This is a genomic window from Actinomadura macrotermitis, assembly GCF_009604375.1.
Classification (GTDB): domain Bacteria; phylum Actinomycetota; class Actinomycetes; order Streptosporangiales; family Streptosporangiaceae; genus Spirillospora; species Spirillospora macrotermitis.
In genome coordinates this window covers 128,926-151,665 of the sequence record NZ_WEGH01000006.1, presented here as the reverse complement: position 1 = coordinate 151,665, position 22,740 = coordinate 128,926, and the positions used below count along the sequence as shown (strand labels likewise).

Below are 22,740 nucleotides of genomic sequence, written 5' to 3'. Positions count from 1 at the left end.
GGCGCCGGTCAGCCCTGGTCCTTGAGGGCCTGGTCGCCCTTCTTCTGCGCGTTGGCGAGGGCCTGCTGCGCGGTCTGCTGCCCCTTCACCGCCTTGCTGATCTCGGTCCAGAGCGCCTCGGACACCGCGTTGTAGGCGGGCGTGAGCGGCCGCGCCTTCCCGAAGGCGAGGCTGTCGGCGAAGGCCTGGTAGTAGGGGTCGCCGGCGATGTGCTTCTTCAGCTCGGGCTGCTGGAGCTGCGCCGGGTCCGAGGGCAGGCCCCCCGAGTCGGCCGCCAGGTGCGCGCCCTGCTCGGGGGTGGCCAGGAACTTGATGAACTCCAGGCCCGCCGCCTCCTGCGCCTTGCCGGTCTTCAGCAGCGCGGCGACCTCGATGCCGATGCTGGTGGACTGCCCGGCGTCGCCGCGCGGCAGCGGCGCGACGCCGAAGTCCAGCCCGGCCTTCTTGAAGGCGGGCACCGCCCACTGCCCGTCGGCGATCATCGAGACGGTGCGGCTGGCGAACGCGGGCGCGCCGTCGAAGCTGCCCGCCTGCGCGAAGCTCGTCGTCGGCGCCGCCTTGGCGTTGATCAGGTCGAGCCAGGTCTGCAGCGCCTTCACGCCCTGCGGGCCGTTGAACGCGGTCGCGGTCGCGTCGGCGTTCAGCAGCTCGCCGCCGTGGGCGCGCAGCAGCGGCGCCCACGCGAACGAGATCCACTCGGCCTCGCCGAGCGGCACGTAGTAGCCGAACCGCTTCTTGGCGGGGTCGGTGAGCTTCTTGGCGTCGGCGACGAGCTCGTCCCACGTCGCGGGCGGCCTGGCGATCCCCGCGTCCTTGAAGTCCTTCTTGTTGTAGAACAGCACGATGTCGCCGGCGCCGGCCCGCGCGAAGCCGAGCTGCCTGCCCTTGTAGAACAGCGAGCTCTTGATGCCGGGGTACAGCGCGTTGGTCTGCGCGGTGAGCCTGCCGTCCAGCGGGATCAGCTTGCCGCTCTGCGCGATCTCCGGCAGGTCCGAGGCGTTCTGGGTGAGCAGCACGGTCGGGTGCGTGCCGCCCTTGATCGCCGAGATGACCTTCGGCAGGTACTGGTCGGAGCTGGCGATGAACTGGCCCTTGGCGTGCAGGCCGGGGTGCGCGGCGTCGAACGCGGCGTCGATCTTGCTGATCTGCTCGGGGGTCCAGCTCGTGGTCCAGTAGGTGAACGTGGCCGGGCCGGGCTTGCCGTCGCCGTCGTCCTTGCCCGACGAGCCGCACGCCGCGGCGAGCAGCAGCGCGGAGAGGGCGGCGACCGGCTTGAGGACCCTGTTCTTCATCTGTTGTTTTCCTTGCGTCGCGGAGGGGGGAGGGCGTCGGTCAGCGGACGCGGCGACAGGCACTGCTCGCGACGCGCATGAGGTCGATGCTGCGGCGGCAGGTCAGCAAGGGGGTGCTCGGCACAAGATCACTATCTCCGGAGCCCGGGACACCGTCAAGAATCCCTTCATGTGATCTTCACATGCCCTGTCGTACCCCTCTCGTAGCGTGAGGCGACATGGACGAGGACTCCTTGGTCATCCCGAAAGCATGGCGGCGCCTCCTGTACGCGCGGCGAGGCGGCGTCCCGGTCCCGGCGGTGCGGGTCGACGCGTCGGCGGTCGAGAGCGTGCGGGCCGACGTGGCCAGGCGGCGGGAGCGGATCGAGAGGATCCTCGGCCATCCGCGGAGCGAACCCGAGGTGGCGGCGGCGATCCGCCGCTATCTCGCCGGGGACGCCGACCCGCTCGGCGCGGCGGCGGTCGCGCAGATCCTGATGCGCGAGCTGTACTTGCGCGAGGGCGCCTTCGACCGGTTCGCGGACACCTGGCACGCCGAGCACGGGCTGCCCTTCGCAGCGTGCGCGCTGGCGGAGCTGGGCCGGCCGGTCTACCAGTGGGGATACTCGGCAGAGGAGGAGGGGTACTGGATCCGCTACCGGGTCCCCGGCGACGACTTCGCCACCTGCTGGTTGGCGCGGTCGGCGCTGCGCCGTGTCCGCGCCCTGCTGGCAGCCGCAGACGACGCCGAGTACGACGAGGCGGTGCAGGCCCTCTCCGGGAAGCGGGGCACCCTCCTCCAGCGGGTCCTCACCTGCCATCTGGTGCCCGCCCGTCAGGACTGGCTGGACGACTGCCTGGCGGAACTGCCGGGCGACCACCGCGTCCTCCGATGGATGCTGTTCTGTTCGGTCGGCTCACCCCGGCAGCTGCCGGCCTTTTCCGGGGCGGGCTGGGGCGAGGACGATCTCGGCATCCTTGCCAGCGCGATGGAAGGCGTCGGGACGGCGCTCGTGCCGTTGCTGGTGGACGGGCTCGGCACCTACCAGCGGAGCGATGACCGCAAGCGGCTCCTCGACGTGCTCGCGGTGCTCCCGTCCGACGAGGCCTTCGGCGCGCTGCTGGAAAGGGACGGCGAGAAGCACGTGCGGCCTGCGCTGATGGCCGCGATGAGACGCTTCCCGAAGCGGGCGCACCGGATGCTGTCGGCGGCGGGGAGCGGGCTCGCGGCGGAACTGGAACGCAAGGAGGAGGTGCGGGAGCAGGCCGGGAGGCTGCCGGAGGTCCTCGTCCGTCCGCCCTGGACGCGCAGGCGTGTCCCGCGTGAACGCGTCGTCATCGAGGGGCTGGTGCCCAGCGCCGAGCGGGCGGTGGTGTGGGCGCCGGGGGAGCGGGAGCGCTGGCTGCTCGACGAGCGGTATCTGCAGCTCGGAGAGGACGTCCTGCAGCGGTTCAGGTCCGGCCGGATCGGCGACTGGGATGCGGTCGTCATCCTCCTGCACGCGCCTTTGGAGGTCGTCCGCCCCCTGCTGGCCATCTGGACTCCGCGCAACACCGAGGTCGTGCTCCGGCATGCCGAGCAGCTGGCCGCCCGGTTCGGGCTCGACGTCCTGCCGCTGCTCCTGTACGTCGCCGAAGACCGTCCCGCCAGCGGTGTCAAGGCGCTGCTGCCGTTCCTGGACGCCAGGGTCGCCGCGCTCATGGCGGGATGGGCGGGGCGGCGGAAGCCGGCCCGCAAGATCGCCGCGGCCTGGCTGGACCGGCACGGCCTCGCGGCGGCGCGGCTGCTGGTCCCCGTCGTGCTGGGCCGGGCCGATCGTCCGGCCGAGGACGCGCTGTTGCGCATCGCCGAACGGCACGGCCCGGGCGGCGTTGTCGAAGCCGCCCGGGAGTACGGCGACGAGGCCGCCGCCGCGATCGCCGGTCTGCTGACGGCCGACCCGCTCGAACGGCTCCCGGCCCGCATCCCGAAGATCGGCGACTGGGCCGATCCGGCCCTCCTGCCGCGGGTGCGGCTGCGCACGGGCGGAACGCTCCCGGCCGAGGCGGCCGGGCATGTGCTGACGATGCTGGCCTTCTCCGCACCCGGCGAACGGTACGCGGGGCTCGGCATCGTCCGTGAGGTGTGCGATCCGGCCTCGTTGGCCGAGTTCGGCTGGGCGGCCTTCGAGCGCTGGCGGGCCGCCGGCGCGCCGACCCGCGACGGCTGGGCGCTGACCGGCCTCGGCGTGCTCGGCGACGACGGCACCGTCCGCCGCCTCACCCCGCTGATCATGGCGTGGCCGGGGGAGGGCCGGCACCGCGCCGCGGTCACCGGCCTGGAGGTGCTCGCCGAGATCGGCACCGAGTTCGCGCTGGCGCACCTGCACCGCGTCTTTCAGAAGACGCGGTTCCGTGCGCTGCGGGACCACGCGGGGGTGATGATCGACCAGATCGCGGCGGACCTCGAGCTCACCCCGGACGAACTGGCCGACCGCCTCGTCCCCGATTTCGGCCTGGACGGCCTGGTGCTGGACTACGGCCCCCGCCGCTTCACCGTCGGGTTCGACGAGCAGCTCAGGCCCTACGTCCGGGACGAGGCCGGCAAGCTCCGCAAGGTGCTGCCCAAGCCGGGCGCCAAGGACGACCCCGACCTCGCTTCCGCCGCCCTCCAGCGCTTCACCGCGCTCAAGAAGGACGTGCGCGGTGTCGCCGCCGACCAGATCCGGCGCCTGGAGACCGCCATGGTCAAGGAGCGGCGCTGGACGGCGGCCGATTTCCGCCGCTTCCTGGTCGAGCACCCGCTGATGCGGAATCTCGCTCGCCGGCTGGTCTGGATCACCGATGACGGCACGGCGTTCCGCGTCGCCGAGGACGGCACTCTCGCCGACGTCCACGACGACCTGTTCACGCTGCCGGAGGCAGCCACGGTCGCCGTGGCGCACCCGCTGCACCTGGACGTCCCCGCCTGGACCCAGCTGTTCGCCGACTACGAGATCCTCCAGCCCTTCCCGCAGCTCGGCCGCCCCGTCTTCGCCCTCGGCGAGGACGAGGACGTGTACGAGCGCCTGGCCGGGTTCACGGTCCGGCCCGTCCCGTTCGGCCGGCTGCTCGGCCTCACCCGGCGCGGCTGGCGGCATGGCGATCCGCAGGACGCCGGGATCGTCTCCGAGATGGTCCGCGACCTGCCCGGCGGCACCCGCGCCGTGATCGGCGTGGACCCCGGTTACCCGATCGGCGCGCGGGATGCGGACGCCGAGCACCGGATCGGCGTCACGGTCCTCGGGAGCCCCGGCCCGGTCGCGCTGTCCGAGCTGATCGCCGATGTCGCCGCGCTGGCCGGTGAAGATCCTCTACGGTGAGGGCGCATGAACGTCCCCCCGCTGATCCCCCGGCGCGGCGGCGCGCCCGCTCCGGCCGCCGAACCCGTCCCGGACGCCGGTGCCGCGCTCAAGGAGCTGCTGAGCGATCCCGGCATCGAGGGCAAGCTCGCGCTCTCCGACTCCGACCCGGAACTCGTCGCGGCGGCGCGCTCGTATCTGGACGGCGAGCCCGCCCCGCTCGGCGCGGGCGTGGCCGGCGCGATCGCGCTGTCCCGGCACGAGAACGCCGCGCCGGCGCTGGTGGACGGCTGGATCGCCGCGCACGACCTCGCGTTCACCGCGTGCGCGGCCACCGAGATGAACGCCGTCATCGCCGGTGCCCGCCTCGGACGCGCCCGGGGCCTGGAGAACCCGGGGGCGCCGAAGCAGATCGCGCTGATCCGCGTCCGCATGATCCTGGCGGGCGCGGACGAGACGGAGTACCGGGAGGCCGTCGAGCAGCTGGCCGGGCTCCGCGGCGCCCCGATGAACGACGTCACCTCGGCGTTCCTGGTGCCGGGCGAGCGTGCCTGGGTGGACGCCTGCTGCTCTCTTCCGGTCTCGGGCTGGTCCCGCTGGGCGCTGCTCTGCTCCCTCGGCGCCGCCGGGCAGCTGGAACAGCTCGGCGACCGGGCCCGGCCCGCCCGGCGGACCTGGCACGACCCGGTCTGGTCCCTCGTCCCCACCATGATCGACGGCCTCGGCGCCGCCGCCGTGCCGTGGCTCGCGGAGGCGCTGGCGATCGAGGACCGGCGCGCCGAGGCCGCCGAGGGCCTCGCCTCGCTGCCCGACGACGAGGCGCTGCGGCTCCTGGTGAGGCACTCCGGCCACAAGCACGTCCAAGCGGCGCTGCTGGAGGCGATGGAGCGCTTCCCCGTCCACGCGGCCCGGGCGCTCGCCCGCGGCACCGACCACGTCCTGCTCGCCACGCACCTGCGGCGCCACCCCGAGATCACCGCCGAGACGCTGCCCGAGGAGGTGCGCCCCGTCGTCGAGCGGATCCGTGCGGCCGAGCCGCACGTCCCCGAGGCCGCGCCGGACGAGCTGCCGCCCCTGCTCGCCGCCCCGCCGTGGCTGGGGGAGCGGCCCGAACCGGTCGTGCTCAAGGTGAAGGCCCCCGCCGAACCGGTCGTCGCCTGGGAGCCGGGCGAGCGCCGCGCCTGGCTGGAGACCCCCTGCCCCTACAGCGAGGCGATGGCGCGGGGGGAGGAGCTCCCGCCCGCCCGCGACACCGTCACCGGCTCGACGGAAGGCCTGCGCGCGACGGAGCCCACCGCCTACTGGCACGGCCTGCTCGCCGCCCGCCAGGACAACAAGCTCACTTACGAGAAGCTCCAGAGCCTGCTCGTGCTCGGCCCGGACGAGTTGCTGCGGCCCCTGCTGGCGAAGTGGAAGCTGGAGTACAACTGCTCGCCCGCGGTGCTGAAGGTGCTGCTCGGCCGGTTCGAGACCGACCTGCTCCCGAACGTGCTGCCCCTGGCGACCGACCGCCCCTACCGCTACGCCGATCTGCTGGTGCCGTTCCGCAGCCCCAAGATCGCCGCCTTCATGGCCAAGAACCTGCCGCGCAACGGGGCGGAGCGGCACGCGGCGATCGCCTGGCTGCGCCGGCACGGGGCGGACGCCGTGCCGCCGCTGTTGCCGAACGCGTTCGCCTCGCCCAGCCCCCGCCGCACCCTCGCCGAGAAGGCCCTGCTCTTCCTGGCCGGTGAGATCGGCGCGGACACCGTCATCGCCGCCGTCCGCCCCTACGGCGACCAGGCCGCGGACGGCATTGCTGCGATGCTCGCCGAGAACACCGCTGAATTCGTCCCCGACGAGATTCCCGAGGTCGGCGCGTGGGCCGATCCCGCCGCCCTCCCGCCGGTGCTGCTGCGCGGCAGGGAACGCGCCCTGCCGGACACGGCCGTCCGCAACCTGCTGACGCTCCTGGCCATGGAGGGAGAGGTGTTCGAGCGGGTCCGCCCGGCGCTCGACCCCGCCTCGCTCGCCCGGTTCGGCTGGGCGCTGTTCCGCCTCTGGCAGGCGAATGGCGAGCCGAGCGGCGACGCCTGGGCGCTGACGTCGCTCGGCCTGACCGGCGACGACGACGTGGCGCGCCGCCTCAGTCCGATCATCCGGGCCTGGCCGGGCGAGAACGGCCACCACAAGGCCGTCAAGGGCGTCGGCGCGCTGTCCGCCATCGGCACCGACGCGGCGCTGATGGAATTGCACGCCATCGCCGAGAAGGTGAAGTTCAGGGGTCTGCGCGAGCACGCCCAGGCGCAGATGGGGAGCATCGCGGAGAAGCTCGGCCTCAGCGGGGAGGAGTTGGCCGACCGGCTCGTTCCCGACTTCGGGCTGGACGGCCTGGTGCTGGACTATGGTCCGCGTCGCTTCACGGTCGGGTTCGACGAGCAGCTCAGGCCCTTTGTCCGGGACGAGTCCGGCAAGCTCCGCAAGGCGCTTCCCAAGCCGGGCGCCAAGGACGACCCCGATCTCGCGCCCGCCGCCTACCAGCGCTTCACCCAGCTCAAAAAGGACGTCCGCGCCATCGCATCGATCCAGATGCGGCGCCTGGAACAGGCCATGGTCGACGGCCGCCGCTGGGCGGTCCCGGACTTCCGGCGGTTCTTCGCCGGCCACCCCCTGATGCGGCACATCGCGCACCGCCTGGTCTGGCTGGCCGACGACGGCACCGCCTTCCGCATCGCCGAGGACGGCTCCTTCGCCGACGTCGCGGACGACGCCTACACGCCGCCGGACGGCGCCCGCGTCCGTGTCGCGCACCCCGTCCACCTGGACGGCGCCATCGCCCGCTGGGCCGAGCTGTTCGAGGACTACGAGATCTCCCAGCCGTTCCCGCAGCTCGCCCGGCCCGTCCTCGCCTTCACCACAGAAGAGCGCGCGGCCTGGCGTCTGACCAGGTTCGAAGGGGTCAGCGCCCCGGCGGGCAAGGTGCTCGGCCTGGTCAAGCGCGGCTGGGAGCGCGGCCCGGCGCTCGACAACGGCTACGAGTACGGGATCTCCCGCCCGCTGCCCGGCGGCCTGCACCTCATGGTCAGGCTGTATCCGGGCATCCAGGTCGGCTCCCCGTACGAGTTCGACGAGCAGCGCCTCGACGACGTGTGGATCACCGCCCGGTACGGCGGCTACTTCCGCCCCGAGGAGGGCCCGCACCGGTTCGGCGAGCTGGACGCGCTGACGGCCTGCGAGCTGCTCATCGACCTCGAGGGCCTTTTGTCAGAGTGAACATCTACGTTCTGGGATCATGAACGCCCCCACGGTGATCTCCCGGCGCGGCGGCGCCCCCATCCTCCCGGAACCCGCGCGTACCCGGCCGGTGGCTGCGAGCTCGGGGTCCCCCGTCCGCTGCCCGGCGGCCTGGGCCCCGTGACCGCCTGCGAGATCCTCGCCGACCTGACCGGAGTGACCGATGCCCCCCGCTGAAGCCGAAACCGAAACCGTCCAGCGCCCCCCGGCCGAGGTCCGGTTCGCCGCCGAGCTGGACCGGCTCCGGGACGCCGACACCGCGCCCCGCCCGCCCGGGTGGGCGCTCAGCCTGGAGGCCGCGCGCCGCTTCGTCGTCGGCGACCCGGATCGGGGCGTCACCCGCAAGTTCGTCGGCGATCCCTCGCTGGTCGACCGGGCGCTGGTCACCCTGGCCACCAGCCGCGGGCTGATGCTCGTCGGCGAGCCCGGCACCGCCAAGTCGCTGCTGTCGGAGCTGATCGCGGCGGCCGTCGGCGGCGACTCGACGCTGACGATCCAGGGCGGCGCCGCCACCACCGAGGACCAGATCAGGTACTCGTGGAACTACGCCCTGCTGGTCGCCGAGGGCCCCTCCACCCGGTCGCTCGTGCCGGCGCCGCTGCTGCGCGGGATGGCCGAGGGCCGGGTGGTGCGCTTCGAGGAGATCACCCGCTGCCCGCTGGAGGTGCAGGACACGCTGCTGTCGCCGCTGTCGGACCGGGTGCTGGCGGTGCCCGAGCTGACCGGCCCGGACGCGATGGTGTTCGCGCGCGACGGCTTCAACGTCATCGCCACCGCCAACACCCGCGACCGCGGCGTCAACGAGATGAGCGCCGCGCTGAAGCGCCGCTTCAACTTCGAGACGGTCTTCCCGATCGCCGACTTCGCCACCGAGCTGGAGCTGGTGGAGCGCGAGGCGGCGGCGCTGCTGGAGCGGTCGGGCGTCGGCGTCCCGCCGCGCCGCGACGTGCTGGAGGTGCTGGTCACCACCTTCCGCGAGCTGCGCGAGGGCCGCACCGGGGAGGGGCAGGCGATGGACCGGCCGTCGGCGGTGCTGAGCACCGCCGAGGCGGTGTCGGTCGCGCACGCGGTCGGCATCCGCGGCTGGTTCCTGCGCGGCGAGCCCGGCACCGCCGGCGACATCGTGGAGTGCCTGGCCGGGACGGCCGCCAAGGACAGCCCCGACGACCTGGCCCGGCTGCGCCGCTACCTGGAGCAGCAGGCGCCGCGGCGGCCCGGCGAGCAGTGGCGGGCGCTGCACGCCGCCCGGCACCGGCTGCCCGGCTGATGGCCGTCACCTTCGTCGGCGTCCGGCACCACAGCCCGGCGTGCGCGCGGCTGGTGCGGGCGGCGATCGCGGAGCTGCGGCCCGCGCACGTGCTGGTGGAGGGGCCCGCCGACTTCACCGCCCGGCTGGAGGAGCTGCTGCTCGGCCACCGCCTGCCGGTGGCGATCTTCAGCCATTACCGGGACGCCGAGCGCGTGCACGCCTCCTGGACGCCGTTCTGCGACTACTCGCCCGAATGGGTGGCGCTCACCGAGGGGCGGGCGCACGGCGCGCAGGTCCACTTCATCGACCTGCCCGCCTGGCATCCGGCGTTCGCCGGCCGCCGCAACCGCTACACCGACGCCGAGGAGCGCTACGCCGAGGAGCGCTACGCCGAGGTAACGCGGCGCCTCTGCGCGAAGCTCGCCGTCGACAACACCGACACCCTGTGGGACCACCTGGTCGAGGTCGCCGGGGACGACGGCGTCGCCGAGCGCCTGACGACCTACTTCGACCTGCTGCGCGGCGAGTCCGAGGCGGGCGAGGACGACACCGACCGCGAGGCGTACATGGCGCGCTGGATCCGCGCGGCGGCGGCCGACGCGGGGGACCGGCCCGTGGTGGTGGTGACGGGCGGCTTCCACACGCCCGCACTGCGCGCGCTCGCAAGCAAGGGCGACGTCGAATGGCCCGAGGTGCCCGTCCCGCCGGACGGCGCGACCGGCGGCAGCTATCTGGTGCCCTACTCCTTCCGGCGGCTGGACTCCTTCACCGGCTACCAGTCCGGCATGCCTTCGCCCGGCTACTACCAGCGGCTTTGGGAGGCCGGCCCGGACGCGGCCGCCGCCGCGCTCACCGAGTCCGTCGCGACCCGGCTGCGCGCGCGCCGCCAGGTGGTGTCCACCGCCGACCTCATCGCCGCCCGCACCCTCACCGAGGGCCTGGCCCGGATGCGCGGCCACCGCGCGCCCGCCCGCGCCGACCTGCTGGACGGCCTGGTCGCCGCGCTCGTCACCGAGGACCTGGACCAGCCGCTGCCGTGGGCGCGCCGCGCCCCGCTCGCGCCCGGCGCGCACCCGGTCGTCGCCGAGATGGTCGCGGCCCTCAGCGGCGACCGCGTCGGACGCCTCGCCCCCGGCACGCCCGCCCCGCCGCTCGTGCACGACGCGATCGCCGAGCTGGAACGCCTCGGCCTGGACGGCGACGGCCCCCGCACCCTGCGCCTCACCCGCGCGACCGACCTGGAACGCAGCCGCGCCCTGCACCGCCTGCGGGTGCTCGGCGTCCCCGGCGTTCAGCACACCGGCACCGAGGACGCGCAGGAGCGGTGGGAGCTGTCCACCCGGCAGGACCGGCTGTCCGCGCTGATCGAGGCGGGCGCGTACGGGGCGACACTGGAGGACGCCGCGGCCGCGGTCCTCGCCGAGCGCCTCACCGCCGCCGGTACCGACATGGCCGGCCTCGCGCGGGTGCTGCTGGACGCCGCCCGCTGCGGCTGCGCCGGCCTGTCCGGCCGTATCGCCCGCGCGCTGACCGGCGGCATCGCGGGCGCGACCGACCTGCGCGGCCTCGGCGAGGCGCTCGCCACCGTCCTCGGCCTGTGGCGGCACGACCGGCTGCTCGGCACCGCCGGCAGCCCGCTGTTCGCCGCGGTGATCGACGGCTGCGTCACCCGCGTGCTGTGGCTGGCCGAGGGCGTGCGCGGCGGACCGGCCCCCGCCGACCCGGCCCGGCTGGGCGCGCTGGCCGCGACCCGCGACGCGCTGCGGCACGCCGCGGCCGTCCTCACCGTGGACCGCGCCGACGCGCTCGCCGTCGCCGCCCGCATCGCCGCGAACCCCGGCGCGCCGCCCGACCTGCGCGGCGCCGCGTTCGGGCTCGGCTGGTCGCTCGGCGCCGCCGCCGACGCCGAGCGCGCGGTGCGCGGCGCCGCCGGGCCCGGCACGCTCGGCGACTGGCTCGCCGGGCTGTTCGCGCTCGCCCGCGAGGAGGTCCTGGCGGCGGACGGCGTCCTCGCCGTCCTGGACGAGCTCGTCGGCGGCCTGGACGAGCAGGGCTTCCTGGTCGCGCTGCCCGCCCTGCGCCAGGCGTTCGCGTTCTTCCCGCCCCGCGAGCGCGAGGCGATCGCGCGCGGCCTGCTGGAACGCCGCGGTCTGGCCGGATCGGCGCGCGCGCTGCTGCGCACCGAAACCGACCCGCTGCTCATCGCCGAAGCGCGCGCGCTGGAAGAGCGCGTGACCGGGCTGCTGACCGCCGAGGGGCTGCTGTGACCACACCCGACCTGGAACGCTGGCGCCTCATCCTCGGCGCGCCCGCCGAAACGTGCACCGGCGGCCTCAGCGCCGAGTCCGCCGCGCGCGACGCCGCCCTGGACTGGCTCTACAGCCGCGACGAGGAGCAGACGGGACGGGGCGTGCGGCGCGGCGGCGCCGGGACCCCCGAGCGCGGCGGCCCGCGCGAGGGCGGCGACGGCCCGTCCGCGCTCACCACCGTCGACTGGCTCGACGCGGTGCACCGGCTGTTCCCCAAGGAGACCATCGAGCGGCTGGAGCGCGACGCCGTCGAACGCTACGAGATCCACGACATCGTCACCGACCCCGCCGTGCTCGCCCGCGTCGAGCCCGACGCCGCGCTGCTGCGCGCGGTGCTGCGCACCAAGCACCTGATGAACCCCGAGGTCCTCGCGCTCGCCCGGCGCATCGTGGAGCAGGTGGTGCGCGAGCTGGTCGAGCGCCTGTCGGTGGAGGTCCGCCGGTCCTGGCACGGCACCCGCTCCCGGCGCCCCAGCCCGCGCAAACAGGCCCGCGACTTCGACTTCAAGGGCACCATCCGCGCCAACCTCATGCACTACCGGCCCGACGAGCAGCGCCTCTACATCGAGAAGCCGCACTTCGTGTCGCGCACCCGGCGGCATCTGGAGCCCTGGCAGCTGATCCTGCTGGTCGACCAGTCCGGCTCGATGCTCTCCTCGGTGATCCACTCGGCCGTCACCGCCGCGTGCCTGTGGGGGCTGCCGGGCCTGCGCACCCACCTGGTCGCGTTCGACACCGCCGTGGTCGACCTGACCGCCGACGTCACCGACCCGGTCGAGCTGCTGATGAAGGTGCAGCTCGGCGGCGGCACCGACATCGGCCGCGCCGTCCGCTACGCGCGCACCCTGGTCGACAACCCGCGCCGCGCGATCGTCGCCGTCGTCAGCGACTTCTACGAGGGCGGCGACCCGCACACGCTCGTGCGGGAGGTGCGGCGGCTGGTCGAGCAGGGCGTGCACGTCCTCGGGCTCGCCGCGCTCGACGAGGACGCCAATCCCGACTACGACCGGGACATGGGGCGGCGCCTGGCCGGCGCGGGCGCGCACGTCGGCGCGATGACGCCCGGCCACCTCGCCGGATTCGTCGCCGAGAGGATCGGCCGGTGACCCGCGCGGACCTGCTCGCCCTCACCCCCGACGGCCTGGCCGCCCTCGCCAACCGCGGCCTGGTCAAGCGCGCCGCGAAAGAGCTGGACGCCGGCAACATCCCCGACCTGGCCTGCGACGGCGACGGCACCGTGCACGCGGGGTTCGGCGACGGCGCGCGCGCCACGCTGCCTGCGGGCGCCGGCCTGGAGGCCGCGACCTGCACGTGCGGCGCGGCGGGCGTCTGCCGCCACCGCATCGGCGCCGTCCTCGCCTACCAGCGCCAGGAGCCCGCCGCCGCCGAGCCGGAGCCCGTACCGGACTGGTCGCCGGGCGCCTTCGACGACGACGCCCTCGCCGCCGTCGTCGGCGCCCGCGCGCTCACCGCCGCCCGCCGCACCCTGCGCACCGGGTACGGCGCGCGCGTGCGGCGCCCCACCGCCGCCGACCCGGCCGCGTCGGTGGAGCTGGCCGCGTGCACCGTCCGGTTCCTGGTGCCCGGCGAGCTCGGCTACGTCCACACCGACGCCGGGACGACCGGCCGCGGCGAGGCGGTCGTGCTGGCCGTCTGGGCGTTCCGCGCCGCCGACGAACGCGGCCTGACCGGCCCGGAGGTCACCCTGGACGTCGGCGGCGGCCCGGTCGCCGGCGGTGACGGCCTCACCAGCGCCCTGGACTTGGTGGACCGGCTGCTGCTGGACGGCGCCGTGCACAGCGGCCCCGCCCTCACCGCCGCGCTGCGCACCGCCGAGAAGGAGCTGACCGCGCACGGCCTGCACTGGCCCGCCGCCGCGCTCGCCGACCTCACCGAGCAGCTCACCGCCTACACCGGCCGCGCCGCCCATCACGACCCCGGCACCGTCGCCGAACTGATCGCCGAGCTGCACGCCCGCTCCCGCGCCGCTCAGCACGACGCGGGCAGCCCCCGTTCGGCCGTGCTCGGCACCGCCGAGGCGGGCGAGACGCCGCTGCGCCGCGTCCGCCTCACCGCCCTCGGCTGCCGCGTCACCGGCGGCCCCGGCCTGCGCACCGCCCGCGTCCTGCTCGCCGACGCCGCCACCGGCGTCGTCCTGGTGCTGCGCCGCGACTGGAGGCTCGGCGAGGACGAGGCGCCGGCCGGGCACGAGCTGGCCGGGCGCCGCGTCTCCGGGGCGACGCTGCGCGCCCTCGCCACCGGCAACGTGGTCTCCGAGAGCGCCTCGCGCAGCGCCCGCCGCGCCGTCCGGCTCGCGGCCGGGCGGATCGCCAAGACCACCGTCACCCCGGTCGGCGCCTCCTGGGAACGGCTGCCCGGACCGGTGCTCGTCCACGACCTGCGGGCACTGGAGGAGTCGCTGGCCGCGCTGCCGCCGCGCCCGGTCCGGCCGCGCGTGGACGCCGAGCTGGTGCGCGTCGTGCCGGCCGCCGAGGTCCACGGCGTCCGCTACGACCCCGGCGGCCAGCTCCTCACCGCCCGGATCGGCGACGGGCGCGGCGGCACCGCCGTCGTCTCCGCCCGCCACGACCCGCTCGCCCCCGGCGCCCTGGACCTGCTGGCGGACGCCCTCCGCGCCGGCCCGCGGCTGGTCAGCGGCACCGTGCGGCGCTCGCGGGGCACGGTGCTCGTCGACCCGTGCGCGGTGCTGACCGGCGGCGGCGTCCAGGTCCTGGACCTGGCCCCCGGCGACGGCTCGGCCGCCCTGGACGGCGGCGCACCCGAGATCCCCGACCCGATCACCGCCGCCCTCGACACGGCCCTGGAGGTCTGCGCCGACGCCGCCCACCGCGGCCTGCGGCACGTCCCGGCCGGGTTCGCCGCCCGCGTCGAACGCGCCGCCGCGGGTCTCGCCGCGATCGGCCTCACCGCCGCCGCCGGGACGCTCCGCGCGTTCGGCACCGCGCTCACCGGCGACGACGACGCGGACCTCGTCCGCCGCTGGGCCGACGCCTGGATCCGCCTCGCCGCCACGGCCGAACTCAGGTGATCCGGACGGTCTCCACCCAGGCCGGCGGGTCCGGCGGCGCGTCGCCGACGAGCGCGGCGATCAGCCGGCACGTCACCGGCTCGGCGGGCCAGGGCGTGTACCCGTCGGTGAGCACGATGACGACCTGGGGCCGCTCGGGCGCGGCGAGCGCCGCCGCGATCCCGACCCGCATGTCGGTGCCGCCGCCCCCGGCCAGCTCGACCTGCCCGGCCGAGGTGACCTTCGTGACGGCCTGCACGTCGGCGTCGCAGGCCAGCACGCTCACCCGGTTGCCGCGCAGCCCGACCTCGCGCAGCACGCCGGTGACCTCGGCGAGCGCCGCCGCCAGCTCGTCCTCGCCCATCGACCCCGAGGTGTCGATCACGATCGCCACGCGCGGCAGCGGGCGGCGCAGGCTCGGCAGCACCACCCCGCGCAGCGCCGCCGACCGCCGCGACGGCCGCCGGTAGGTGTAGTCGACCGCGCCGCCCGCCCACGCGACGGCCTCGCGGACCGCGCCCGCCAGCACCCGCCGCCAGTCCACCACCGGCTCCAGCAGCTCGTCGGCCCAGCGCCGCCACCCGCCGGGCAGCGTGCCCCGGGCGCGCTGGTGCGAGCGCATCGCCTCGGCGGTCGCGCGGCGCAGCGCGTCCGCCTCCACCGGGCTGACGCCCGGCGCGCCGCCCTTCTCCCAGGGCTCCAGGACGCCGTGCGCGCCCGACCCGCAGTTGTGCCGGTAGGGCTGCGGCGGGATGCCGGGCAGGTAGGCCTCGAACAGCAGCCCGTCGGGCAGTCCGAAGTCGCCGGGCACGACTCTCCCGGCGGGCAGCGCCAGCCGGTCCGCGATCAGGTCGTCGTTGATCTCGCAGTCCTGCGCGATGTTCAGCCGCGCCCGGTCGCGCTGGTCGGCGGCCGGCAGCCGCCCGGCCCGGCCGTGGTGGTCGCGCAGCAGGTGCGCGACCTCGTGGATCCACACCGCGGCCAGCTCGGGGACGGGCGTGGCGTCCACGAACCCCGGCGACACGTAGCAGCGCCAGTGCCGGTCCACGCCCATCGTCGGCACGCTCTCGCTCGGCACGATCGACAGCGAGTACAACGCCGACGCCAGGTAGGGGCGGTCGGTCGCGGCGCGGTAGCGGGCGGCGAGCAGCTTGGTGCGGTCCAGCCCCGTGTGGTCCTGCGCGGCCATCGGATCAGCCCGGCAGCGCGCCGGACAGCCGCAGCAGGTCCACGAACCCGTCGATGCCGTCGGGCACCGGCCAGTCCAGGTCGCGCAGCGCCGCCAGGTCGGCGGCGGCGCGGGCCGCCACGTCCGGCACGCCCGCGTCGACGGCCTTGGCGAGCACGGCCCAGCCCGCCTCCCACCGCTTGCGGGTGAGGTCGCCCTGCACCGCCGAGACGACGGCGGTGAGGAACGCCAGCTGCCGGTCGCCGCGCGACGGCAGCGCGAACGCGCCGGGGTTGGCCAGCACCTTGTCGGGGTCGGGCAGGTCCAGCGCCTCCAGGTAGGCCAGCAGCTCCAGCCCGGCGCCGTCGCCGACCGCGCCGACCACCGCCGCCGCGACCGCGTCGTCGCCCGCGCCGGTCGCGTACCCGGCGGCCAGCAGCCGCAGCGCCATCTCCCAGCTGCGCGGCGACGGCCACGCCCCGCCGCGCGCCTCGGCGCTGTCCGGCAGGTGGTGCGCGAGCCCGGGGCGGGCGGTGAGGAACCCCGACACCGCGCCGCGCGCCCGCGCGACCGCGCCGGCCGCCTTCGCCGGGTCGACGACCGGGACGGCCGGCTCGGGCCAGGTCCCGGCCAGGCCGCGCGCGACGGTGCGCGGGTCGTGCGTCCAGTGCAGGTGCACGAACCGGTTGGCCAGCGGCGGCGACAGGTGCCAGCCGTCGGCGGCGCTCGCCGGCGGGTTCGCCGCCGCGACCACCCGCACCGGCCCCGGCAGCGTGAGGCTGCCGACGCGGCGCTCCAGCACCACCCGCAGCAGCGCGGCCTGCACGGCGGGCGGCGCCGACGACAGCTCGTCGAAGAACACCAGGCCGCGCCCGGCCGCGGCGAGCCGCACCGCCCAGTCCGGCGGCGCCATCGGCACCCCGGTCGCCGCCGGGTCGTCGCCGATCACCGGCAGGCCGGCGAAGTCCGACGGCTCGTGCACGCTGGCGATCACCGTCTCCAGCGGGACGCCGAGCCCGTCCGCCAGCCGCTCCAGGCCCGCCGACTTGCCGATGCCCGGCTCACCCCACAGCAGCACCGGCAGGTTCGCGGTGACCGCGAGCGCCAGCGCCTCCAGCTGGGTGCTGCGGGCGGGCTCGGACCGCCAGGCGCGGGCGCGGCGGTTCAGCTCGTCGGCGGCGTCCAGCGGATGGGAGGTCATTCGTCGTCCTCTTCGTCGTCCTCGCCGTAGTCCTCGAACTCGTCCCAGTAGTCGCTGCCGATGTCGGGGAACTCCGCCTCGACGCGGTCGCGCAGCCAGTCCAGCTCGGTGCGCTTGTGCTGGCGGATCAGGTTGGCGAGGGAGAACTGGTAGCCGTCGACGGTATCGGTGCGGGCCCCGGCGTCGATCAGCGCCCGCACGAGCGCGACCGAGCCGTAGTCGCCGACGGCCATGTGCAGCGGCGTCCGCTCGTTGTGGTCGGCCGCGTTGACATCGAGCCCGGCGGCGAGCAGCCGGGGCAGCAGGACCTCGTGGTCGAGCATGTGCAGGTAGTGCAGCAGCGTCCGCTTGCGGCCGTCGCGCAGGCGCGGGTCCATCCCGGCGTCCAGCAACTGCAGCACGGCGGGCGTGTCGCCGTGCTGTGCGCGCACGAACAGTTCGAGGTACTGGGCGCGCAGCCGCTTCGGCAGCCGCCCCTCGGCGCCGGCGAGCGTCTCGCGGACGGCGAAGCAGCCGGAGATCTGCCCGCCGAACGCCTTCAGCGCCTGCTCGCGCTGCTCCTCCTCGGCGGTGTGCGGGGTGACGAACGCGCCGCCGGTGAAGCGCACCTCGTGCCAGTCGCCCCGGCAGCGGACGCGGACGGGGGAGAGGGGCTCCGGCCCGGGCGGGCCGACGGGACCGTCCGGCTCGGGGCGCTTGGGGAACATCGCGGAGCGGACGAGCGGGTGCAGCTCCTCAGGTGTGATCTTCCCGGCGCGCACCAGCTCCAGGTCGGGCGGGAACCGCCACTGGTGGTCGTGGAGCACGTGGAGCCTGGAGCCGTAGGCGAGGGGGACCAGCCGCGCGGTGCCGTCCTCCAGGAGCAGGCCCGTGTGGGCGAGCAGCGGAAGCGCCCCGTTCTGCCCGCCGAGCAGCGTGAAGTCGACGGGACTGCCGCCGAACAGGCCGACAGGGTCGCGCCGGCCATCCCAGTAGTAGGGGATCTCCGGCATGGTCAGGTCCGCCTCGATGCCGACGGCGGCGAACGCGCCCGCGAGGTCCTCGCGCTCGTACAGCAGCGCCGCCCACTCGGCGAGCCCGGGGCCGCCCTCGGGACGTGCGGCGGGCAGCTCGTCCGGCCGGAGCGGCGTGCCGTCGGGGTGGAAGAACGGCATGCGCTCGGCGCCGTGGCGCAGGTCGTCCGCGTGCCGGACGTCCCAGGTCCCCGGCGCGCCCGTCCAGTCCAGCACGCCGAGCTTCCGGCGCCCGCCGGGGGACCTGCGGACCAGCTTCGGGGCGTGGTGCAGCGTCAGCCGCTGCGGGCCCTCCACCATCATCGGCAGGGTGACGTGCAGGGCGCCGTACCCGCTCTCGCGGAGCTTGACGACATGGTGGGTGATGAGGGTCGCCCGGCCGCCGTCGGTCCGCGGCAGATGCCAGCGCAGCAGGTCCGGTGCGAAGTGGAGCAGGACCTCCTCCAGCTCGTCCGCCGCCTGCCGGCCGTGCTCGCGGGCGACGTCCGCCAGGTCGAACGCGACGTCGACCCGCGCCGCCGCGCACGCGCCGCGCCAGTCGCCGGCCAGCCGCCGCTCGGTGGCCTGCTCGATCATCCAGGCCGGGACGGCGTAGCGCCGGACCCTGGCCCAGTTCGCCAGCTCGTTCGGCGTCATCGGTACAGGCTCCCGATCGCGTGCAGGTCGGGGTGGGTGCGCGCGGCGGGCCGCAGCCGCCCGGCGAACCCGCGCTTGACCTTGCGCGGCACGCCGGGGCCGAGCCCGACGTACTCCAGGCGCGTGTCGCCGCCGACGCGGGCCAGCAGCGTCTTGGCGCCGCGGCCGGTGATGCCGGTGTGGCGCAGTTCCAGGCGGCGCAGCGGGCTGCCCGGCAGTGCCTCGGCGAGCAGGGCCGCGCCCTCGTCGCCGGTGGCGTTGGCCGGAGCGCCGAGGGTGCGCTCGGACGGCGGACGCCCGAGATCCAGTGCTTCGATGCCCGCCAGGGCGCTCGCCAGCGCGCGCGCTCCGGACGGCCCGATCCCGTTGCCGCCGAGACCGAGCTTGACCGGACGTGCCGGATCGGCCGCCGCCGCGACAACGGCCGCACCCTCGTCACCCAAGTGGTTGGCGGGCAGGTAGAGCTCGCTCACACCCGCGTCCCGCACGAGCGCCGCAAGCAGTTCGCCCGCCTCGGGCCCCAGCCCGTTGCCGCCCAGGAAGAGCCGCTCCAACGGCCGCTCTCTCTCAAGCAGCGCGTCCAGCAGCGCCCGCAGCCCCTCCAGCCCGACTCCGGTATTGACCAGGTCGAGCGTGCGGATCGTGGTGTTGCGGCGCAGCATCGCCGCGACGGCCATGGCGCCTTGGTCCCCGACCGGGTTGCGCTTCAGCCACAGCGCCCGGACGGTCTCATCCGTCTCCAGCCGTTCCGCGAGAGCGGCAGCGCCTTCCGCGTCAATCCGGTTGCACCCTAGGTAAAGCGTCTCAAGCCCGTGTCCGGGCTCCAGACCGGCCGCGAGCGCGCGCGCTCCGGCGGTGCCGATCGCGTTCGTGCCGAGCAGCAGGTGCACCGCGTGCGGGGACGCGACGGCGGCGGGCACCAGCCGCTCGACGCCCGCCGCGCCGAGGCCCTGCTTGCACAGGTCGACGCGGCCGTCCCCGCGCAGCGTGCCGAGGCCGAACACCTCGTCGCCCGCCACGGGCCGGGGCTCGGCCAGCCGGGCGAGCAGCGGGGCGAGCGCGGCCGGGTCGGCGGCGGGCACGTCCGGGTACTCGATCGCCGGGCAGCGTACGGGGGTCGGCTCCACGGTCACCACTCCACCGGTCGGTAGTCCTTCAGGAACAGGCCCGACATGCGCTCGCCGGCGGCGACGCCGCGCACGATCGGGTCGTACACCCGGGCCGCGCCGTCGATGACGTCCAGCGGCGGCCGGAACCCCGCCGCCCGCTCGGCGGACTTGCTCGGGTGCGGCCGCTCGTCGGTCACCCAGCCGGTGTCCACGCTGGTCATGTGGATGCCCGAGGCGGCGTAGTCGGCGGCCGAGGTGCGCGTCAGCATGTTCAGCGACGCCTTGGCCATGTTGGTGTGCGGATGCCGGACGGTCTTGTTCTCCCGGGCGAAGCTGCCCTCCATCGCCGACACCTGCACCACGTACCGGTCCGGCCAGGGCGAGGCCTCCAGCAGGCCGCGCAGCCGCGAGGTGAGCAGGAACGGCGCGAACGCGTTGATCAGCTGCACCTCCAGCCACTCGGCCGGGTCCACCTCGTGCAGCCGCAGGCTCCAGCTGTTGCGGTCGCGCAGGTCCAGCGGCTGCCCGGTCTCGTCGACGCGCCCGGCGGGGAACAGCGCCGCGTCGGCCGGCGCGGGCACCGCGAGCGCGGTCTCGGGCGGCCGGCCCGGCGCGGTGAGCTCGACCCGGGCGGCGTCGCCGGCGAGCGGCAGCGCCTCGCCCGCGCGCACCTCCCGGTGGTAGGCGGCGGGCCGCCGGATCGTCTGCGCGGCGTTGTTGACCAGGATGTCCAGGTGGTCGAACCGGTCGTGCACCGTCTCCAGCAGCCCGGCGACGCCGGGCAGGTCCAGCAGGTCGACGCCGTGCACGCCGAGCCGCCCGAGCCACTCGCCCGAGTCGGGCACGGCCGCGAACCGCCGCGCCGCGTCGCGCGGGAACCGCGTGGTGACCAGCACCTCGGCGCCGTCGCGCAGCAGCTTCAGCGCGACCTGGAACCCGATCTTCACCCGGCCGCCGGTGACCACCGCCGTCCGCCCGCGCAGGTCGCACCGGGCGTGCCGGCGCGTGGCGTTCTCGTCCGCGCACTCCGGGCAGAGCATGTGGTAGTCGGGGTGCACCTCACGGTAGAGGGACTTGCACACGTAACAGGGCCGGGCGTTCCCCAGCAGCCTCTTCGACGGCTTCGCCCGCCCGGCCTCGGGGACCGGGCCCGGGTCCTGCTCCCGGAACCGGGTGGTGGCGGCCAGGAGGGCGAGGTCCTCGTTCCGCTTGGCCGCGCGCCGCGACGCCTTCCGCGCCTTGCGGTTGGCCTGGTACAGCTGCCGGTTGGCGCGGAGCACCGGCTGCCAGCGCGGGTCGTCGGGGTCGGCGGCGCGCGCCTGCGCCAGCACCCGCAGGCAGGCCGCCAGCTCGGCGGCGTCGGGCGCGTCCCCCGCCGCCGGCGTCGGGGCCGCGGCGGGGGTGGACGGCACTGCACTCCTCACGGCTTGGGGCAGGACCGGTCGGATTCGAACCGACGTCCTCCAGCTCGCAGCTAAGGCGCGACGACCTCTGCGCTACGGCCCTGCCGCGCAGGATCGTAGCGAACATCCCCGACATTCCGCACAGCGTTCCCGATCTTCGCCCGCGCGGCGGACCGACCGGATTCGAACCGGTGTCCTCCCGCTGTGCAGGCGGGCGCGACGACCTCCGCGCCACGGCCCGCCGCTCAGGCGTCCAGGCCGGTCAGCAGGCAGGCGACGTCCAGCCCGGTGGTGAGGTACTCCTCGAAGAGCCGGTTGTTCAGGGCCCAGCGCGACCGCCGCCGCCGGATCAGGAAGATCGCGTCGTCCATCTCGTGGCCGAGCAGGACCAGCGCCTGCGCGACCACCAGCCCGGAGCGGTTGTAGCCCGAATGGCACCGCACCAGCACGCGGCGCCCGCCGCGGACCGCCTCCGCCGCGATCTCGGCGAGCCCGAGCACCGCCCGGATCTCGGCGGACGACAGCGGATCGTCGGGGACGAGCGCGCAGTGGTGCTCCACGTGCGGCGGCGGGCCGTGCCCGTCGCGCAGGTACAGGCTGCAGACGACGTCGAACTCCTCGGCCACCACCGCGTCGCGCAGGACGCCCGCGACGTCGCGGTAGCGGTGCCCGCCCATCCAGAGGCCGGGGACGATCTCGTTCCACGGCTCGCCGGCATCGGGCGCGCCGCGCCCCTTGGTCCGCACGATCGGCTCCCGGTGATCGGTGACGTGCCCCACCCTAAAGGGCCGCCGGGGTTTGGCCGGTGATCGCCGGGTAGGGGGTGGGCGGCCGACGCACATCGATACGGGAGGAGCCCCATGAGCACCGAGACGAAGGCTTCGAAGAACGGCCTCGGTACCCCGCAGGTCGCTCCGGACGAGCTGCACGACGACGCCGAGCGCACCCGCGACAATCTGGACGAGGAGCAGGGCGGTGCCAAGCGCCCCGGCGCGAAGGCGGCGGCCGGCTCGGGCGCCGGGATCGCCGGTGTCGCGGCAGGCATCGCCGGTGTGCTGCTCTGGCGTCGCCACCAGCGCAACAACGTGAGCCGCTGGACGAAGGCGGGCCGGCAGGCCCGGTCGCTGGCCAAGTCCGGCGGCGCGCTCGCCAAGACCGGTGCGGTGACCGGCGGTGCCCTCGCCAAGAGCGGCGCCGGCCGGGCCAAGGCCCGCCTCGGCAAGTGACGCCTGGCTGTGGCGCGGGCCCCGTCCTTTCTCGGACGGGGCCCGCGCCTTGTCACACGCCGGGGGCGAAGAAGTAGGTGGTGCGCTCCTGGATGAGGCCGTCCTCGAAGACGAAGAAGTCCGCCCACTCCGCCGACAGGTCCTTGTCATCGCGGGAGACGCCGGTGAAGCTGCCCCGCGCCGCGACGTGCTCGTCCTGCCAGACGGCCGAGTGCACGGTGTGCGACCCGTGCGCGATGATCCGCACGTTCTCGTAGAAGTGCCGCAGCTGGTCCGCGCCCTCGATCGGGGGATACCCGCCACGGCGGTAGACGGCCTTCGGGTGGAACATCGCCAGCAGCGCCTCGTTGTCCCCGGCGTCCACGGCGTCGTAGTAGGCGAGCACGATCTCGCGCGGTGTGGCCATGAGGTCTGATTGTCCGAGACACCGCCGCCGTACTTCTTTATCCGAAAAGACAAATATCGCGGGCGAAATGCGCGTGTTCGGATAGTTTTCCGGGACGCGGACCACGCACGCGGGCCGCCGTATTCTCT

The 22,740-nt window shown here is 75.2% G+C and carries 15 protein-coding genes and 2 tRNA genes; 7 read left to right on the top strand and 10 right to left on the bottom strand.

Going from position 1 to position 22,740, the window contains the following annotated elements; all coding sequences use genetic code 11:
* Positions 1 to 8: 8 nt before the first annotated feature.
* Positions 9 to 1,292: an extracellular solute-binding protein gene (locus ACRB68_RS37220; RefSeq protein WP_153541203.1), complete on the bottom strand. Its 1,284-nt coding sequence runs from the start codon at positions 1,290 to 1,292 to the stop codon at positions 9 to 11.
* 218 nt (positions 1,293 to 1,510) lie between these two features.
* On the opposite strand from ACRB68_RS37220, the gene ACRB68_RS37215 reads away from it, so the two are divergent.
* The 6 genes from ACRB68_RS37215 (at position 1,511) to ACRB68_RS37195 (ending at position 14,471) form a co-directional block, all read left to right on the top strand.
* Positions 1,511 to 4,612, top strand: a complete 3,102-nt coding sequence (locus ACRB68_RS37215; protein WP_153541201.1) for a DUF4132 domain-containing protein — start codon at positions 1,511 to 1,513, stop codon at positions 4,610 to 4,612.
* A 6-nt stretch (positions 4,613 to 4,618) separates the two neighbouring features.
* The gene (locus ACRB68_RS37210; RefSeq protein WP_153541199.1) at positions 4,619 to 7,843 is read left to right on the top strand and encodes a DUF4132 domain-containing protein; all 3,225 of its coding nucleotides are present in this window, start codon (positions 4,619 to 4,621) and stop codon (positions 7,841 to 7,843) included.
* Between the two features lie 184 nt (positions 7,844 to 8,027).
* Entirely contained in the window at positions 8,028 to 9,131 is a 1,104-nt protein-coding gene (locus ACRB68_RS37205) for an ATP-binding protein (RefSeq protein ID WP_153541197.1), read from the top strand.
* Positions 9,131 to 11,380 carry a DUF5682 family protein gene (locus ACRB68_RS40740; protein WP_207709971.1) on the top strand — a complete coding sequence of 750 codons (2,250 nt, stop codon included), beginning with the start codon at positions 9,131 to 9,133 and terminating at the stop codon, positions 11,378 to 11,380. Before ACRB68_RS37205 ends, ACRB68_RS40740 begins: the two co-directional genes overlap by 1 nt.
* Positions 11,377 to 12,528, top strand: coding sequence for a VWA domain-containing protein (locus ACRB68_RS40735; RefSeq protein ID WP_207709970.1), 1,152 nt, complete (start codon positions 11,377 to 11,379; stop codon positions 12,526 to 12,528). Before ACRB68_RS40740 ends, ACRB68_RS40735 begins: the two co-directional genes overlap by 4 nt.
* Positions 12,525 to 14,471 carry a hypothetical protein gene (locus tag ACRB68_RS37195; protein ID WP_207709969.1) on the top strand — a complete coding sequence of 649 codons (1,947 nt, stop codon included), beginning with the start codon at positions 12,525 to 12,527 and terminating at the stop codon, positions 14,469 to 14,471. The genes ACRB68_RS40735 and ACRB68_RS37195 overlap by 4 nt, the downstream gene beginning before the upstream one ends.
* On the opposite strand, the gene ACRB68_RS37190 is transcribed toward ACRB68_RS37195, so the two are convergent.
* From ACRB68_RS37190 to ACRB68_RS37155, 8 genes are all read right to left on the bottom strand, one after another.
* Positions 14,464 to 15,639, bottom strand: a complete 1,176-nt coding sequence (locus ACRB68_RS37190) for a vWA domain-containing protein (RefSeq protein WP_153541195.1) — start codon at positions 15,637 to 15,639, stop codon at positions 14,464 to 14,466. The genes ACRB68_RS37195 and ACRB68_RS37190 overlap by 8 nt on opposite strands.
* A gap of 4 nt (positions 15,640 to 15,643) precedes the next feature.
* Positions 15,644 to 16,819: an AAA family ATPase gene (locus tag ACRB68_RS37185; RefSeq protein WP_153541193.1), complete on the bottom strand. Its 1,176-nt coding sequence runs from the start codon at positions 16,817 to 16,819 to the stop codon at positions 15,644 to 15,646.
* On the bottom strand, positions 16,816 to 18,468 hold the full coding sequence (locus ACRB68_RS37180; protein WP_153541191.1) for an ankyrin repeat domain-containing protein: 1,653 nt from the start codon (positions 18,466 to 18,468) through the stop codon (positions 16,816 to 16,818). The genes ACRB68_RS37185 and ACRB68_RS37180 overlap by 4 nt, the downstream gene beginning before the upstream one ends.
* Complete coding sequence (locus ACRB68_RS37175) at positions 18,465 to 19,595, bottom strand: leucine-rich repeat domain-containing protein (protein ID WP_207709968.1); 1,131 nt, start codon at positions 19,593 to 19,595, stop codon at positions 18,465 to 18,467. Before ACRB68_RS37175 ends, ACRB68_RS37180 begins: the two co-directional genes overlap by 4 nt.
* Positions 19,596 to 19,597: 2 nt before the next feature.
* Positions 19,598 to 20,989 carry an SDR family NAD(P)-dependent oxidoreductase gene (locus ACRB68_RS37170; protein WP_328595266.1) on the bottom strand — a complete coding sequence of 464 codons (1,392 nt, stop codon included), beginning with the start codon at positions 20,987 to 20,989 and terminating at the stop codon, positions 19,598 to 19,600.
* A gap of 21 nt (positions 20,990 to 21,010) precedes the next feature.
* Positions 21,011 to 21,083, bottom strand: a tRNA-Arg gene (locus ACRB68_RS37165).
* A 65-nt stretch (positions 21,084 to 21,148) separates the two neighbouring features.
* Positions 21,149 to 21,221: transfer RNA gene (locus ACRB68_RS37160), tRNA-Cys, on the bottom strand.
* A 4-nt stretch (positions 21,222 to 21,225) separates the two neighbouring features.
* Positions 21,226 to 21,726, bottom strand: coding sequence for a protein-tyrosine phosphatase family protein (locus ACRB68_RS37155; RefSeq protein WP_207709967.1), 501 nt, complete (start codon positions 21,724 to 21,726; stop codon positions 21,226 to 21,228).
* A gap of 114 nt (positions 21,727 to 21,840) precedes the next feature.
* On the opposite strand from ACRB68_RS37155, the gene ACRB68_RS37150 reads away from it, so the two are divergent.
* The gene (locus ACRB68_RS37150) at positions 21,841 to 22,206 is read left to right on the top strand and encodes a hypothetical protein (RefSeq protein WP_153541187.1); all 366 of its coding nucleotides are present in this window, start codon (positions 21,841 to 21,843) and stop codon (positions 22,204 to 22,206) included.
* 52 nt (positions 22,207 to 22,258) lie between these two features.
* Here ACRB68_RS37150 and ACRB68_RS37145 read toward each other — a convergent pair whose 3' ends face one another.
* Positions 22,259 to 22,612 (bottom strand): nuclear transport factor 2 family protein, encoded by a 354-nt coding sequence (locus ACRB68_RS37145; protein WP_153541185.1) that lies wholly within the window; start codon positions 22,610 to 22,612, stop codon positions 22,259 to 22,261.
* Between the last annotated feature and the right edge of the window lie 128 nt (positions 22,613 to 22,740).